Source organism: Parolsenella catena (assembly GCF_003966955.1).
Lineage (GTDB): Bacteria > Actinomycetota > Coriobacteriia > Coriobacteriales > Atopobiaceae > Parolsenella > Parolsenella catena.
This window is the reverse complement of the sequence record NZ_AP019367.1, coordinates 1,782,333-1,796,691: the sequence shown is the minus strand read 5'-3', so window position 1 is coordinate 1,796,691 and position 14,359 is coordinate 1,782,333. Positions and strand designations below refer to the sequence as shown.

The following is a 14,359-nucleotide window of genomic DNA, read 5'->3' as shown; positions in this document are numbered from 1 at the left end:
TGTTGAAAACTTTGTCAGTGGCGGGGATCTCCCTCTCGCTTGGCTAGCCGAGCAGCGCTCTGCCCGCCTCTGTGAGACGGCGCTTCTGCTTGTCCTTGAGCAGGTATCCCCTGCCCTCGAGGGACTGCAGCTGGCGCGTCCAGGTCGACAACGAACCACCGTATGTGTTCACGAGGTCGGTGGGGCCCACGGACTCGTGTTCGGCCAGGTAGGCGATGACCTGCGACTCGCGCTCGTTGAGGTCATGCGGGTCGGCCTGCTGGGATGCGGGCTGCCAGGCAGCGGCCTGGCAGGGCTGCGCCTGCTGTGGCCAGGGTTGCTGGTATGCGGGCTGCTGATAGTATGGCTGCGCATAGCCTGGCTGCGTCATGGGCTGGTAGGTGCCCGAGGGATAGGGCTGCGCCGGCTGCTGCCAGGGCTGCTGGTAGCCCGGCTGGGGATAGCCCATCTGCTGGGGAAGCGCTTGCGGAGACGCCTGATAGGGGTTCGCGCTTGCCTGCTGGGCGTACGGCCGCGGTACCTGTGCCTGTTGGGGTATCTGCTGGGAGGCCTGCTGCGGCGCCTGCCACACCTCGTTTCCCTGCTGCTGCGACGCTGCGACCTCGGCGGCATGAGGAGTGGGCATCGAGATGGTGACGACCGTGCCCGCGTTCATGTTGTCCTCGATGGTGAGGGTGCCACCGTGGTCCTCCATGTACTGCTGGGCATAGGGAAGGCCCGACCCAACGCCGCGTATGTAGCGCTTCATCTCCTCCGTTGCCGAGGTGGTTCCATACTCAAGCGCCCGGTCCTTCTCGCGTATCCCCGGTCCCTGGTCTGAGAAGCGAATCGTGTTGCCCCCGTTGAGGATCGTGATGGTGGGCTCTATGAAGTAGGCGTGGACGTAGTTCTCGACCACCTCGCGGATGACCGTGAAGGAGATGCTGCCGCCCTGCTCTTTGGCGAGCTTCGTGACGGTGGCCGTGATCTCCTCGAGAAACGTTCTGACGTCGCTTGGCTGGATGACGACAACCCGCGGAGAGGCTGTGGGGTCGTCGAACACGGCAATTCTTGCCGGGTTGGTCACGACCTCACCGAGGGCGCGAGGCTCGCCGCTGGCTTGAGCGGGCGCGTTCTGGGGGTCGCTGATGCCGGTCGGACCCTCGCCGACGAATGGATAGAAGGCGTCTGCCATCGGTGTCTCTTCTCTTTCCGGGTGCATCCTGCCACTACATTTCACTCTTTTTTACAAGTTTCCGTCAATTGATGAAAACTTGCACAAGGTTCCTTCCATGAGTGAAAAGTTATCAACAATCGATAAAAACATGTTGATAACCTGCTCTGATATTGCTGCAATCGAATTGAAAAGATACGCCGACAACACATGAAATTTCACTTCTGACCTCAGTTTTTCCGCAAGAGGTGAAAAGTTATCACCCTGTTTTTCACATGTGTCGAATTCCCTTGAAAACTTTTGAGAAAAAATGATCTCGCGAGAGAAGAGAGCACTAGCTGTTGGGGTTTTCATCGCTGGCGCGCCCCGTAGGTTGTGTCCAACGATTCAACGCGACATAAATCTCGCCGTATTTTCCGAGGTGACCACGTGAAAAAGCAAACATTCAAATTGACATCTGGAGAGGAACACCCCTACAATCTGAGAGCTTGACTGCTTATGCAGTGATCTGTGTCACTCAGGAGGAACCTATGAAGCGTACGTATCAGCCGAATAAGAGGAAGCGCGCCAAGTGCCACGGCTTCCGTGCTCGCATGGCCACCAAGGGCGGCCGCGCCGTTCTCGCCCGTCGTCGTGCCAAGGGCCGCAAGAAGCTCACCGTCTAGGCATGCCCATGGAGACCATCAAGTCCAAGCAGGATTTTGAGAAGGTCTTTCAGAGCGGTAAGCGGCTCAACCATCGTCTCGTGAGGCTCACCGTGAGCCCCGTCGAGGAAGGTGGGAGGAGCCGCGTTGCTTTCGTTGCCGCCAAGAGGCTTGGCAACGCCGTGTGTCGCAACAGGTGCAAGCGCGTGCTTCGCGCCGCGGCACGGCAGGCGGGCTTTCCGCTCAGTGGATATGAGGTGATTCTCTTCTCGACTCCCGCAACGCGCAATGCCTCCTCGACTGAGGTTGCCGAGGCGCTTGCCAAGCTCGCGAAGAGGATTCAGTAGATATGAGCGATTTGGGGGAAGACAGGCCGAGTGCATTCGCAAGGCCCCTCATTTTCTTGGTGAGGGTGTACAAGCGTTTCATCTCGCCTGTTCTCCCCCCTTCTTGCATCTACACACCAACCTGTTCTGAGTACGCCATAGAGGCGCTTCGTCGGTATGGCGCACTCAGAGGTGGTTGGCTTGCTCTGGCGCGAATCGCCAGGTGCAATCCACGCCACAGAGGAGGCTATGACCCCGTCCCCTAAGGACGGGCAACCGGAGGTACTGTCCATGTGGGATGGGATTATCTACATCATCGCCCAGGTGCTCACGTTCATTGCGAACTTCGTGGGCGACTGGGGACTGGCCATCATCGTGCTGACGGCCATCATTCGTATCTTGCTGACCCCGCTGACGGTCAGCTCCACCCGTTCGACCGCTAAGATGCAGGTTCTCCAGCCAAAGATGATGGAGATCCAGGCGCGCTATGCGGACGACCCCCTGCGCATGAACGAGGAAATGCAGAAGTTCTACAGCGAGAACAAGTTCAACCCGCTGGGTGGCTGCCTGCCGACGCTCATTCAGATGCCCGTCTTCTTTGCCCTGTTCTCCGTGCTTCGCTACCAGATTCCCGAGGGCGCCCACTTCTATGGCGTCTTTGAGTCCCTTGCGATCACGACCAACGACGCCGTTAGCTCTCTCGGCATCGTTGGTGCCTGGGTCTACGTGCTGTTCGTTCTTGCGTTCGGCATTCTTACGCTCGTTCCCATGCTGCTCAACACGCAGTCGGACTCCCCACAGGCAAGCCAGACCAAGATCATGGGCGCTGTCATGGCGCTTATGATGATCTGGTTTGGTTGGAACGTCCCGGTGGGCGTTGTCCTGTACTACGTCACCTCTTCTGCCTGGGGCGTTGTCCAGCAGGTCTTCATCACCCGCAAGGTCATGGAGAAGGCCAAGGCCGACGAGGCTGAGCGTATGGCCAATCAGCCTGTCAGCATCGACGTCGTCCGCAGGGAGCGCAAGCCCCGCCCACACAAGAAGGGCTAGCGGCTAAAGCCACGAAGTAATCTGCATGTCGCGCGCCCTCATCTCCGAAGGTGCGCGACATTGTCTATCTGGAGGTTGCTATGAGTGAGGAAACCCTCGAGAAGCCCGATGAGTTCGAGGCCATTCGTACGAGCTTTGAGGAGTCCGGTACCCTGACGGACGAGCAGCTCGATGTTGTTGCCGACTCTGCCATCGAGATCCTTCGAGGTATTCTAGCCTGCTTTGGTGAGAACACCTGTTCGATTGATGAGTATGATGGCGACGAGGGCGAGCTCATCCTTGACGTAAACGGTGGCGACCTTGCCATCCTCATTGGTCGTCATGGTGTGACGCTTGACGCGCTCCAGGTTGTGTTTGTCTCCATGCTCTCCAAGCGCATCGGTTTTCACTACCCGATTGTCGTTGACATCGAGGGTTACAAGAGCAGGCGCAGGGACAAGGTTCAGGGCATGGCGCGCAGCAGCGCTCAGAAGGCTGTGAAGTCTGGTCGCTCCGTTAAGCTGGCTCCTATGAATGCTTACGAGCGCAGGCTTGTTCATCTTGCGCTTCGCGACTCGGTTGAAGTCACTACTCACTCTGAGGGAGCTGATCCCGAGAGGTATGTGGTGATTACTCCGGTTAAGTCCGAGTAACACTCCAAGAGATATCCTGCTGATTTGTAGGGAGGTCCTTTGTGGGCCTCCCTTTTCTATGTTCTGCCTCTGTAGCTATGGAAGATGAATTTCCTTGCAGGTCGGAACTCACTCATCTAGTGGCGATACAGTAGACTAGGTTTAATTGCAGCTCAATCACACTACAGAAATGAATGTCTGCCAAAACTTCTTGTCGCGAGAAGTTTTGGCATTTCGTGATTGGGCAGGTAATGTCGACAGACCTTCAATCTCAAAGTCGTACTGAGTCAAGCCATTCTAAGGCTCTCTCGTGGCTTAAAAATGAAATTGTGAGTGATTCTTCGGTTACGGCAAAAGATACCCTTAGAATGCTTGAGAATCTCTCTGAGCAGTATTCTCTTGGATTTAGTCAACATCAGTTGCTTTTGGTCATGCATCATCTGTATTTGATGTATCAAAAGAATGCGTTCATTAATCTCACGAGCATCCGAACCATGCCTGATGGCTTGATTCTGCATTCACTTGATTCTCTTCTATTTGCAAAAGTAATAGATGAGTACATTGCTCTGGATTCCTATGCCCTTGCTCTCGATATGGGTACCGGTGGTGGTTTTCCGGGTATCCCCCTTGCAGCAGTTTCCAACTTTAATGTTGAGCTTCTCGACTCTGTTGGCAAGAAAGTCAACGCATGCAATGAGTTTGTTGAAGAGATGGGACTTAAAGATCGCGTCCATGCGTCTCATGCACGACTCGAGGAGTTTGTCAAAGAAACTGGTCGTGCATTCGATATCGTTACTGCACGTGCGCTGGCCAAGCTTGATGTGCTTATCGACTATGCTGAGCCATATGTAAAACGAGGTGGTTATCTCTTCTTTGGTAAGGCAAATCCTGATGCTCAGGAAATTAGAGACGCTAAAATTGTCGCCAAGATTTGCGGCTTTGAAATTGTTTCACGTGAAACATTCGAACTGCCCGATAATTTTGGTCATAGAGAGATAGTAGTCTTGCAAAAGATAAGTAAGAGTAAAGTTAGGCTACCAAGAAAGAACGGCGAGGCTAAGAACAACCCCTTGTCTGCAAGGTAGCAATGTTTCACGTGAAACATTCAGTGTAATGAGATTGGATTTCAATGGGTTATAAGGATGTAAAGCGTAGTAATCCAAATAAGCAGACAAACGTTTTGGCGATTATTAACCAAAAAGGTGGCGTTGGTAAGTCGACTACTGCCATTAATCTGTCTGCTGCCCTTGGTGAAGAGCACAAGAAATGCCTTGTAATTGATTTTGACCCACAGGGAAACACGACCAGTGGTTACGGAATCGATAAGGATGAGTTGGAGCATGATATCTATGATGCTCTTCTCGAAGGTTATTCCATGAGCGAGTTGATTGTTGAGACTCCCGAACCCCGTGTATTTGTGGTTCCGGCGACAATTCAGCTTGCTGGTGCCGAAATCGAGCTTGTAAGTAAAATTGCGCGTGAGAGTATCCTTAAGAACCTTATTGCAGAGGTTAAGGATGAGTTTGACTACGTGTTCATTGATTGCCCACCATCACTTGGCCTTCTTACAATCAATGCGTTGTCAGCAGCTAATGGTCTGTTGATTCCTATTCAGTGCGAATACTATGCGCTTGAGGGTGTTACTAAGCTTCTTGAGTCAATGAAGCTTGTGAAGTCGAGTCTCAATCCGTCGCTTGACGTGTTTGGTGTACTCATGACCATGTATGACAAGCGTACGACACTCTCAAATGACGTTGTTGCCGAGGTTAAAAAGTACTTTGGTAACAAGATGTTCAAGACGGTAATTCCAAGAAGCGTAAAGATCTCTGAGGCTCCGAGCCATGGATTGCCAATTGCTATGTATTCCGCAACGAATAAGGGTGCTATCGCCTATCGTGGACTTGCAAGAGAGGTGATTCGTCGTGGCTAAGAAGAGCGGACTTGGCCGTGGGTTGAACGCACTTATAAGCGAAGCTAACGCCGAGACTGGTAATGAGCCAGAAGCTGTCCTTAGCATCTCTGAAATCGTGAGGAACCCAAATCAGCCAAGAAAGACTTTTGATGAGGATAAGCTTGCGGAGCTTGCTGATTCAATTAGACAAAATGGCGTGCTTCAGCCAATTCTCGTGAGAAGAAAAGGTCAAAAGTATGAGATCGTTGCGGGCGAGCGGCGCTACCAGGCAAGTAAGCTTGCAGGACTGAAGGAAATACCAGCAGTTGTTCGTGAGATAGATGACGACAAGGTATTTCAGCTGGCCCTCATTGAGAACCTCCAGAGGTCAGACCTTTCACCAATCGAAGAGGCAAAGGGTTACATGCAGCTTCTTACGAGCCGAAGCCTGACCCAGGAAGAGCTAGCCAAGATACTCTCAAAGTCCCGCTCGGCAATTGCCAACACGTTGAGGCTTATGGATCTTCCGGTAGAGGTTCAGCACATGATGGAGCAGGGACTGCTGACAGCCGGTCATGCTCGTGCAATTCTTGCTGTGCCCTCCGAGGAGGGAAGGATCAAGCTTGCCAAGAAGGTTGTGACAGAGAGTCTGACCGTAAGGCAGACAGAAAATCTTGCTCCGTTGTTTTCTGTCGAGCACACCGAGACAAGAACAAGGGTTGCTGCGCCGCAGTCATTCAAGCGCGCGGCCCGAGAGCTAAGGAAGATTCTCGACACGAACGTTAAGGTCAAGCAAGTTCGTGGCAAGAACAAGATTGAGATCGAGTTTAAGGATGAGGATGAGCTGGCCCGCATTTTGGCTCAGATTCAGCCAGGCAATGAGGAGGAGCGTGATGATGCTTGGGAGTAGTATCTCGGGGATTTAGAAGCGCGCTGCTTGTAGTTGGTGGTCTCGCAGTCTTCTGGAATGTGTTTCTTAATGAGCGCGCTAAGAAAAGCGTGAAAGAAGCTGCGAGTGCAACCTGCTGCCTGGCAGGTCATGCCTTGTCGACGTATATGAATCCAGTGGGTGAATTTGATACGGAAGAAGCCGCCGAGTATAACAGGCAGTGGGTTGAACAGCAATGGCATGGGATAGGATATTAGGATATCTACCAGCTGTTTTAATGAATAGGGGATAGTAGAACATATGTTCTACTATCCCCTAGCTGCGTTTGGGCAAGGTTGACTTGTCCGCTACTCCTGATGCTTCTGAGAGAGCTGACCACAGGCGGCGTCGATGTCATTGCCGCGAGAGTTTCTAATGGTTGCCTCTACGCCCACCTGGGCGAGTCTGCGGACAAAGAGCTCCGCGCGCTCCTGAGTGGAGGGCTTGAGCCTGGAGTCCTCAAGATCGTTCAGCTGAATGAGGTTGACGTGAGCAAGGGTTCCTCTCGTGAAGTCGCAGAGTGCCTCGAGCTCAGCGTTGTTGTCGTTCACACCACCGATAAGGGCGTACTCGTACGTAGGCCTTCTGCCTGTGGCCTCAACGTACTCCCCCATGACGTCGTGGAGGCGCTGGAGCGTGTGCTTCTTGACGCCGGGCATGATCGCGTTTCTGGTCGACTGAATGGCAGAGTGAAGGGAGACGGCAAGCGTGAACTGCTCGGGCTCCTTGGAGAAGCGCCGAATCATGGGGATGACACCGCAGGTAGATACCGTGAGGTGACGAGCGCCGATTCCCGCGCCCTCGGGAGAGTTCAGCATGCGGAGGGCCTTGATGACCTCATCATAGTTATTGAAGGGCTCGCCCTGACCCATCATCACAACGCTTGAGGCGCGCGTCTGGAAGTCCTCGCTCACGTGCATGACCTGGTCATAGATCTCGGTAGCCTTGAGGGAACGGGTGAACCCGCCCTGTCCGGTGGCGCAGAAGACACAGCCCATGCGGCAGCCCGCCTGAGTGGAGACGCACACGGCAAGGCGGTTCCTTGTGGGCATGCCGACGCACTCGGCCTGGGTGCCATCGGAGTAGCGCAGCAGGTACTTCCTGCTTCCGTCGCTTGAAACCTGGCGCGCGACCTCGCTGGTGCCGCCAAGCGTGCAGCGAGCGGAGAGGTCGGCGCGCAGGGCCGCGGGAACGTTTGTCATCTCCTGGAAGTCGGAGACGTTGTGCTTCCAGACCCAATCCTCGACCTGCTTGGCGCGAAATTTGGGATACCCGAGCTGCTCCATAAGATCAACGAGCTGCTCGTGGGAAAGCGTTCTGAGGTCAACCTTGCGGCTGCTTGACTCTGTATCATGGATAGACATGTCGCGGCCTTTCTGCCGTGATGTTGAATGGATTGCACGTCAGACGTGCGGTTACGAGTGTATCGCAGCGTTTGAGGGCGCGTTCGCAGGCAATGTGTGTGTCGAGAAAGGTTGGACCATGGCCGACGTAACGAACTGCAAGGTGGCCGTTCTGTGTGGCGGCTGGTCTGATGAACGAGAAGTGTCGCTCACCAGCGGAAGGGCAAGTGCCCAGGCGCTGCTCGAAGCTGGGTTTGCCAAGGTAGACACCTACGACATCGCGGATCGCGAGTTTGTTCACGCCATTGCGGACGGTGGCTACGACGTGGCGTTCGTGGCGCTGCACGGCCGGTATGGAGAGGACGGATGCGTGCAGGGTTTCCTGGAGCTTCTCGGCATTCCCTACACATGCTCCGGTGTGCTTGCGAGCGCCCTTGCCACGGACAAAGCGATGGCGAAGGATATCTATCGCGAACATGGGATTCCCACGCCCAAGGAGGTCTGCCTCTACAAGGGCGAAGGGTACGATGTCGTTGACCTTGTCGGGCGTGTGGGGCTCCCGGCGTTCGTGAAGCCCGTCTCGAGTGGGTCGAGCTACGGCATCACGCGCGTGACCGAGGCGTCCGAGCTGCCTGCCGCCATCGAGGAAGCGTTCCACTTCGATACACGCGTTCTCGTCGAGGCGGCGGTTGTGGGCACCGAGATTACCGTGCCCGTGCTGGGAAACGAGGACGTCCGTGCGCTCGAGGCCATCGAGGTCCGCTATGACACCGACTTCTACGACCTGTCCGTGAAGTACGACGACCCCTCGAAGCACCACGTGATTCCCCCGGAGCTTCCCGCGGACGTGGTCGAAAGGGCCAAGGAGCTTGCCTGCATGGCGCACCGCGCGCTCGGGTGCTCGGGAACGTCTCGAAGCGACTTCATGGTTGATGCGGACGGCGTGCCCTACATCATCGAGACGAACGTCATTCCGGGTATGACGCCGCGGTCGCTTCTTCCTGATGCCGCGTCCCGTGCCGGAATGGGCTTTCCCCAGCTGTGTCGCAAGCTCGTGGAGCTGGCCCTTGAGCGCGGTTCGAGAACAACCAAGAGGACGAATGACTAGATGGGCAATGATCGCAAGGAAAGAGAGAGCGTGGCAGTGAGCGAAGACAACGGCGCGGAGAGGGACTGCCTGGGAGAGATCCTGCTTTCAGATACCCCCGCCGAGGTGGAGCAGGCATATAGGTCACTCGCCGAGCGCGCAAGGACCCAGGAGTTTGGCCTCATCGAGGATGACGTGATTGTTCTCGACACAGAGACGACGGGGCTGTCCTTCTCCGAGTGCCAGCTGACCGAGATAGCCGCCGTTCGCCTGCGCGGGCGCGAGGTCGTCGACACGTTCCGAACGTTCGTGAACCCCGGTATGCCCATCCCCAAGAACATCCAGGCACTCACCAACATCACGGACCTGGATGTTGCGACTGCGCCTAGCCCGAGGGAGGCGGTGGCCCAGCTTGCCGACTTCGTAGCCGGCGCGCCGGTGCTTGCCCATAACGCAACGTTCGACCGCACGTTCATCGAGCGGGTGCCTGGCGGGCACGAGGTGAGCGACCTGTGGGTCGATACCCTCGCTCTATCCAGGATTGCCCTGCCGAGGCTCTCCACGCACAAGCTCCAAGACATGGCGGAGGCCTTCGGATGTGCCAGCGTCTCGCACCGTGCCCTGGATGACGTACATGCCCTGGCCGGCATGTGGCGCGTCATCCTCTGTGCCCTGAGCGACCTGCCTGCCGGGCTGCTCGTGACGCTTGCGAACATGCATCCGGATGTTGAGTGGGCCTACCGCCCCATCATCTCCTACCTGACGCTTGCGGAGCCGGACGCCACGTTCTCGCTTGCCGCCGAGCGCAAGAGGCTCCTCTCCTCTGCGCCCGCCTCTCCGCGACCGGACGTGGACGAACTTGCGACGGACGCCCGCGCGCCATCGGCCGATGAGATCAGGGCCGCGTTTGAGCCCGGTGGTCTGACGTCGAGGATGTATGAGTCGTTCGAGCCGCGCCCGAGCCAGGCACAGATGGCGGAGGAGGTGCGCTCGGCGCTCGCCACGTCGACGATGCGTGCCATCGAGGCGGGCACCGGGGTGGGCAAGTCGGTGGCCTACCTGCTTCCCCTCGCCGAGTATGCAAAGCTCAACAAGGTTACCTGTGGCGTTGCCACGAAGACGAATGCGCTTACGGACCAGCTTGTCTCGCATGAGCTTCCGGCGCTTGCCAAGGTGCTTCCCGGTGGCCTCTCATATGCCTGCCTGAAGGGGTATGACCACTATCCCTGCCTGTATCGTCTGAACAGAAGCGTCGACGCGGAGCTTCCGCTCGATGACGTGGCGAGCAACGGCCGCTCGAGAAACACCATGGCCTCCGACATGCTCACGGCCATCGCCGTCACCTACGCCTATGCGTGTCAGTCCGTCGAAGGCGACGTTGATGCGCTCGGCATACGCTGGGGAAGCGTGCCGAGAAGCCTGCTCACCGTCACGCACAAGGAGTGCAAGCGCAGGGAGTGCCCGTTCTACCCAAACCTCTGCATGCTCCATGGTGCCCGTCGCCGTGCGGCCGCGGCCGACATCGTGGTGACGAACCACTCGCTGCTGCTGAGAAACGTCGAGGCAGACGGTGCGATTCTCCCGCCCGTGAGGAACTGGGTCGTTGACGAGGCCCACTCGTTTGAGGCCGAGGCCCGTAGGCAGTGGGCGCTCGAGGTGTCTGCCGAGCGCGCGCGGACGCTGTTCGAGACGCTTGGGGGGTCCAAGTCCGGTGCCATTGGTGCCGCGTCTGCGTTCGCAGCCTCGAACGAGGCGGCGACTCCCGCATGCGGTCTTCTCGCAAAGGCGGCAAACTCCGTGGCTACCGCGATGATCTCGTCAGCCAACTTCTTCGATGCTGTGCGAGCGCTCAGTGCGCTTGCCCCCAGGAGCGGTGGCTATGACATGGTCACGCTTTGGCTGGGCGAGGAGGCGCGCTCGAGCGACGAGTGGACTGCCGTGGGGGCCACGGGAAAGGAGCTCGTGGGTCGCCTTGCCGCCGCGCGCCACGATCTCGACGGAGCCCACAAGATCCTTGCCGAGAGGAACTCGGATGACGCAGCGCCAAGTAATCCCTCGACCTCGCTTCTCGAGGATGCCTGCCGAGAGCTTGGCGAGTTCATTGATGCCTGTGCCACGATCATTGAGGCGGTGGATGACTCCTACGTCTTTTACGCCGAGCTGCCCCAGGCCAAGCGCCGCATCGGTCAGGAGCGACTCGTTGCCGAGAAGCTCGATATTGGCGCCGAGCTCGCCGACAGGTGGTATCCGGAGATGCGAAGCGTCACGTTCAGCTCCGCGACCATGAGTGTCGATGGTGACTTCTCGCACTTCAACGGGTCCAGTGGGCTGTCGCTGCTCAAGGAGGGGAGGCATCGCGAGGTGTCGCTCCCCTCTGGCTACGACTACGACCGAAACATGAGTGCCATTGCAGTGAGGGACCTGCCGGACCCGCGCGACAGGGGTTATCTCGACGCCCTTGTTGACCTGCTGTTTGACGTGCACGTGTCCATGGGCGGCTCGGTATTGACGCTGTTTACGAACAGGCGGGAGATGGAGCTTGCGCACGCGGCCCTCGAGCCAAGACTCGCTGCACGTGGCCTGAGCGTGGCCATGCAGGAGCGCGGCTCCTCGGTGAGACGTCTGAGCAGGAGGTTCGTGGAAGATCGTGACCTCTCGCTCATGGCGCTGAAGTCCTTCTGGGAGGGGTTCGATGCTGCCGGCGACACGCTTCGCTGCGTCGTGATTCCCAAGCTGCCGTTCTCCAGCCCGAAGGACCCGCTTGTCCAGGAGCGCTCTGCCCGCGACCGAGCGGCCTGGCGACGCTGGAGCCTCCCCGAGGCCGTCCTCGAGGTCAAGCAGGCGGCGGGCCGCCTCATCAGAACGTCGACGGATGCGGGAGTGCTCGTCCTTGCCGACAGCCGCGTGTGCACGAAGGGCTATGGCAAGGTGTTCCTCAACTCGATGCCGACGAAGAGCGTGTCGACGTTGGGTGCCGACATGGTTGGCCGCTATCTGGAGTCATGGCGCGAGAGCCACTGAGGGAAAGAGTGTGATGCGCGGGGCCGCGCGGACAACAGGTTCGTGCGGCCCCGTCGTATGACTCGACATGCATGGAGCACCGCGCTAGATGCAGCCCTGTCTCCGCGCGTGCTCGAGGTCCTTCCTGACTATCTCGGTGATGGCGTGGCTGATTCTCTCGTCCTCGAAGGATATGGAACCCATGAGGGGGATGAGATGCCTGGGGAGCCAGCTGCCAGGCGTGGAGTGCTCGCCGTCTTGGTAGTAGGGAATGGAGACGACGATGCCGTCGGCTGTCTCCTCGAGCCGCGCCTCATTGAGTGCGAGAAGCTCGTGGGCGGTGTCCATGTCTGCGCAGGTGATCATGACCCGGTTTCCGTCATCTGCGTCTATGCTCGAGATGATGGCCACGGCAGTCTGCTCGCTCAGCTCGGTATCCCCCATGTTCCTCGCAACAAAGGTGCGCGCGGCTTTCCTGTCGAGGTCATAGGCGTCGACCTGCCAGGTTCCGTTGAAGAGGCGCAGGGCCAAGGGGACAACGTGCCTCTGCTCGCTCGTGCGGTTTCCAGTTCGGTTCTTGCTGGCGTATGAGAAGGTGACGACGGGCTGCCTGACCTTGTTTCTGGTCTCGCGGTCGTCGCTGGTGGAATCCTCCTTCTGCACGCCGCGAGCGCGGACGATGGAGGTGGCGCACACCTCGAGCGCGTGCAGCTCACCGTCTGTGGTCATGCGCTCTTGGATGGATGCCGGGTGACGATATCCCTTGGGATAGACGGCCCTCTCAAGCGCGGCTCTGCGCTCGTCATCTCGGGGGATGCCGAGCCGGTCGAGCGCCTCGCAGTAAGCGTTTGCCTGCTCGGTTGTGAGCCTTGGCCTCTTGGCAAGCAGGGGCGACCCGTCTCCGATGCGCCGCAGCCTGCCGGCGTAGGCGTTTTCCACGACAAAGACGGCCTCGGCATCGACGTCGCTGGGCTCGGTGAGCGTTGCGAGAGCCTTGTTTACGCTGTCCTTGTCGAGCGACAGGACCTCCATGAGGTCCCTTCTGCCCGAGACGGCGCCGCATCTGGCAAAGGCAAGAAGAATGTTGAGGTCATCCTCGAAACAGTGCTCCGGCGGTCTTCCCGGACCATGTGAGGCCTTGCTTGGCTTCATCATTTCCGCCTCGCCTCCTCGAGGATTGCCTTCCATGTGTCAACGAGCGACTGGGGCCTGAGCGGGATGAGCCCGTTCTCGATGGCCCATTTGGCCGCGGCCTCCTCGCTGCACATCTCGCAGGGCCAGATGACGCTTCCTCCACGTCTCCTTACGGTCTCATCCTGGTTGCGGGCCCTCGTGACGCCGGGCGCCGTCTTGACGGCGCTTGGGGGAATGTAGAAGTAGGCCTTCTGCCTGTTCTCCTCGGGTCCGATCTCGAAGGGGAGCTTTTTGTAATCGTCTACGGAGAAGTCTGCGGGAATCACGTAGGTTTGCTCGTCTTTTGCGAGTGCGGCGCCTTTAACGCGCGAGAGGTTGTAGGTTCTGAGGTCCCATGCCTTCTCACCTGCGCCTTCCTTTTGGCGGTAGCCAACCACGAAGGTGAAGCCAGCGAGCGAGAAGATGCCGTAGGTCCTGAAGAGCCTCGTGGCCGACTTGCTCTCGGCCTTGGCCTGATAGTCAACTTGGACTGGGGTCCGCGTGCGGAGGCCCTCCTCGAAGCAGGAGAGAACCTCTGGGCTGCAGGTGAGGTCCGGAATTGCGCGGATGCCTGTGCCTGCGCCCGTGGAGAGAGAGGACCGGACGATTGCGCCGCCGAGTGTGCCGGGGTCGCTCGTTCCGGGCTCGGTCAGAAGACCCCGTGCCATTGTCGCGACCACGCGCGAGTACTCGTCAACCTCGTCGGTCATGTCGCTGACGAGCGATGAGGGGTCTAACTGCCAGTAGGTCTTGTTGCCCCTTCTCGAGGAGGTGAGCTCGAGACCCTCTTCCCTGAGAGCAGCGAGGTCGCGTCCGAATGTCTTGTGGTGTGACGAGGGGCTGATTCCCCGGAATATCTTGTCGTTCTTGAGCTCGGACGGGCTCAAGGCGGCGCCGCCGAGAAACCTCAGGGCCAGGTCGATTTGCTTGCCGTCCCTGAGGGGGAGTTTGCTGTTTGAGGAGCGCTTTGCCATGCCGATCCCTGGCCTCTCGTGGGGCGAAGACTGCAGTTGGAACAGTGGTGGCCAATGACTGTGTGATCTCTCCGACCCTGATTATGAATCTTTGGACCTGTGGGAGTCAGCAATTATCGCCCGCTATTTTCGAGTCATCGTCATGGTGCTCAGTTCGCGTTTTTGCTGGGCAGACGTAT

Annotated in this window: 14 protein-coding genes; 10 read left to right on the top strand and 4 right to left on the bottom strand. The window is 58.0% G+C overall.

Going from position 1 to position 14,359, the window contains the following annotated elements:
* Positions 1-43 precede the first annotated feature (43 nt).
* Positions 44-1,174 carry an ATP-binding protein gene (locus tag Pcatena_RS08075; protein ID WP_126423252.1) on the bottom strand — a complete coding sequence of 377 codons (1,131 nt, stop codon included), beginning with the start codon at positions 1,172-1,174 and terminating at the stop codon, positions 44-46.
* Between the two features lie 509 nt (positions 1,175-1,683).
* Between Pcatena_RS08075 and rpmH the strand changes: the two genes are divergently transcribed.
* The 8 genes from rpmH to Pcatena_RS08035 all read left to right on the top strand — a co-directional run bounded on the left by rpmH (position 1,684) and on the right by Pcatena_RS08035 (position 6,585).
* Positions 1,684-1,818 (top strand): 50S ribosomal protein L34, encoded by a 135-nt coding sequence (gene rpmH / locus Pcatena_RS08070; protein ID WP_073296806.1) that lies wholly within the window; start codon positions 1,684-1,686, stop codon positions 1,816-1,818.
* An 8-nt stretch (positions 1,819-1,826) separates the two neighbouring features.
* On the top strand, positions 1,827-2,144 hold the full coding sequence (gene rnpA / locus Pcatena_RS08065; protein WP_126423250.1) for a ribonuclease P protein component: 318 nt from the start codon (positions 1,827-1,829) through the stop codon (positions 2,142-2,144).
* A 2-nt stretch (positions 2,145-2,146) separates the two neighbouring features.
* Positions 2,147-2,389 carry a membrane protein insertion efficiency factor YidD gene (gene yidD / locus Pcatena_RS08060; RefSeq protein ID WP_126423248.1) on the top strand — a complete coding sequence of 81 codons (243 nt, stop codon included), beginning with the start codon at positions 2,147-2,149 and terminating at the stop codon, positions 2,387-2,389.
* Between the two features lie 25 nt (positions 2,390-2,414).
* Positions 2,415-3,173, top strand: a complete 759-nt coding sequence (locus tag Pcatena_RS08055) for a YidC/Oxa1 family membrane protein insertase (protein WP_126423246.1) — start codon at positions 2,415-2,417, stop codon at positions 3,171-3,173.
* An 80-nt stretch (positions 3,174-3,253) separates the two neighbouring features.
* Positions 3,254-3,805, top strand: coding sequence for a Jag family protein (locus tag Pcatena_RS08050; RefSeq protein WP_126423244.1), 552 nt, complete (start codon positions 3,254-3,256; stop codon positions 3,803-3,805).
* A gap of 230 nt (positions 3,806-4,035) precedes the next feature.
* Entirely contained in the window at positions 4,036-4,869 is an 834-nt protein-coding gene (gene rsmG, locus Pcatena_RS08045) for a 16S rRNA (guanine(527)-N(7))-methyltransferase RsmG (protein WP_172596427.1), read from the top strand.
* A 44-nt stretch (positions 4,870-4,913) separates the two neighbouring features.
* Positions 4,914-5,714 (top strand): ParA family protein, encoded by an 801-nt coding sequence (locus tag Pcatena_RS08040; RefSeq protein WP_126423240.1) that lies wholly within the window; start codon positions 4,914-4,916, stop codon positions 5,712-5,714.
* The gene (locus tag Pcatena_RS08035) at positions 5,707-6,585 is read left to right on the top strand and encodes a ParB/RepB/Spo0J family partition protein (protein ID WP_126423238.1); all 879 of its coding nucleotides are present in this window, start codon (positions 5,707-5,709) and stop codon (positions 6,583-6,585) included. Before Pcatena_RS08040 ends, Pcatena_RS08035 begins: the two co-directional genes overlap by 8 nt.
* A gap of 326 nt (positions 6,586-6,911) precedes the next feature.
* Here the strand turns inward: Pcatena_RS08035 and rlmN are convergent, their stop codons facing one another.
* The gene (rlmN, locus tag Pcatena_RS08030; protein WP_126423236.1) at positions 6,912-7,967 is read right to left on the bottom strand and encodes a 23S rRNA (adenine(2503)-C(2))-methyltransferase RlmN; all 1,056 of its coding nucleotides are present in this window, start codon (positions 7,965-7,967) and stop codon (positions 6,912-6,914) included.
* A gap of 118 nt (positions 7,968-8,085) precedes the next feature.
* Here rlmN and Pcatena_RS08025 point away from each other — a divergent pair, with 118 nt between their 5' ends.
* Both Pcatena_RS08025 and Pcatena_RS08020 read left to right on the top strand, forming a co-directional pair.
* Entirely contained in the window at positions 8,086-9,054 is a 969-nt protein-coding gene (locus Pcatena_RS08025) for a D-alanine--D-alanine ligase family protein (RefSeq protein ID WP_126423234.1), read from the top strand.
* Positions 9,055-9,084: 30 nt separating this feature from the next.
* On the top strand, positions 9,085-12,054 hold the full coding sequence (locus Pcatena_RS08020) for a helicase C-terminal domain-containing protein (protein WP_232619853.1): 2,970 nt from the start codon (positions 9,085-9,087) through the stop codon (positions 12,052-12,054).
* 84 nt (positions 12,055-12,138) lie between these two features.
* Here the strand turns inward: Pcatena_RS08020 and Pcatena_RS08015 are convergent, their stop codons facing one another.
* A complete protein-coding gene (locus tag Pcatena_RS08015; protein WP_172596426.1) occupies positions 12,139-13,188 on the bottom strand; it encodes a WYL domain-containing protein in 1,050 nt (349 codons plus the stop codon).
* Positions 13,185-14,180, bottom strand: a complete 996-nt coding sequence (locus tag Pcatena_RS08010) for a helix-turn-helix transcriptional regulator (protein WP_126423228.1) — start codon at positions 14,178-14,180, stop codon at positions 13,185-13,187. Before Pcatena_RS08010 ends, Pcatena_RS08015 begins: the two co-directional genes overlap by 4 nt.
* Between the last annotated feature and the right edge of the window lie 179 nt (positions 14,181-14,359).

Bases quoted from the DNA above. Each gene is read 5' to 3' on its own strand.
- Pcatena_RS08075 (WP_126423252.1), bottom strand. From the start codon at position 1,174: ATGGCAGACGCCTTCTATCCATTCGTCGGCGAGGGTCCGACCGGCATC.
- rpmH (WP_073296806.1), top strand. From the start codon at position 1,684: ATGAAGCGTACGTATCAGCCGAATAAGAGGAAGCGCGCCAAGTGCCAC.
- rnpA (WP_126423250.1), top strand. From the start codon at position 1,827: ATGGAGACCATCAAGTCCAAGCAGGATTTTGAGAAGGTCTTTCAGAGC.
- yidD (WP_126423248.1), top strand. From the start codon at position 2,147: ATGAGCGATTTGGGGGAAGACAGGCCGAGTGCATTCGCAAGGCCCCTC.
- Pcatena_RS08055 (WP_126423246.1), top strand. From the start codon at position 2,415: ATGTGGGATGGGATTATCTACATCATCGCCCAGGTGCTCACGTTCATT.
- Pcatena_RS08050 (WP_126423244.1), top strand. From the start codon at position 3,254: ATGAGTGAGGAAACCCTCGAGAAGCCCGATGAGTTCGAGGCCATTCGT.
- rsmG (WP_172596427.1), top strand. From the start codon at position 4,036: ATGTCGACAGACCTTCAATCTCAAAGTCGTACTGAGTCAAGCCATTCT.
- Pcatena_RS08040 (WP_126423240.1), top strand. From the start codon at position 4,914: ATGGGTTATAAGGATGTAAAGCGTAGTAATCCAAATAAGCAGACAAAC.
- rlmN (WP_126423236.1), bottom strand. From the start codon at position 7,967: ATGTCTATCCATGATACAGAGTCAAGCAGCCGCAAGGTTGACCTCAGA.
- Pcatena_RS08025 (WP_126423234.1), top strand. From the start codon at position 8,086: ATGGCCGACGTAACGAACTGCAAGGTGGCCGTTCTGTGTGGCGGCTGG.
- Pcatena_RS08015 (WP_172596426.1), bottom strand. From the start codon at position 13,188: ATGATGAAGCCAAGCAAGGCCTCACATGGTCCGGGAAGACCGCCGGAG.
- Pcatena_RS08010 (WP_126423228.1), bottom strand. From the start codon at position 14,180: ATGGCAAAGCGCTCCTCAAACAGCAAACTCCCCCTCAGGGACGGCAAG.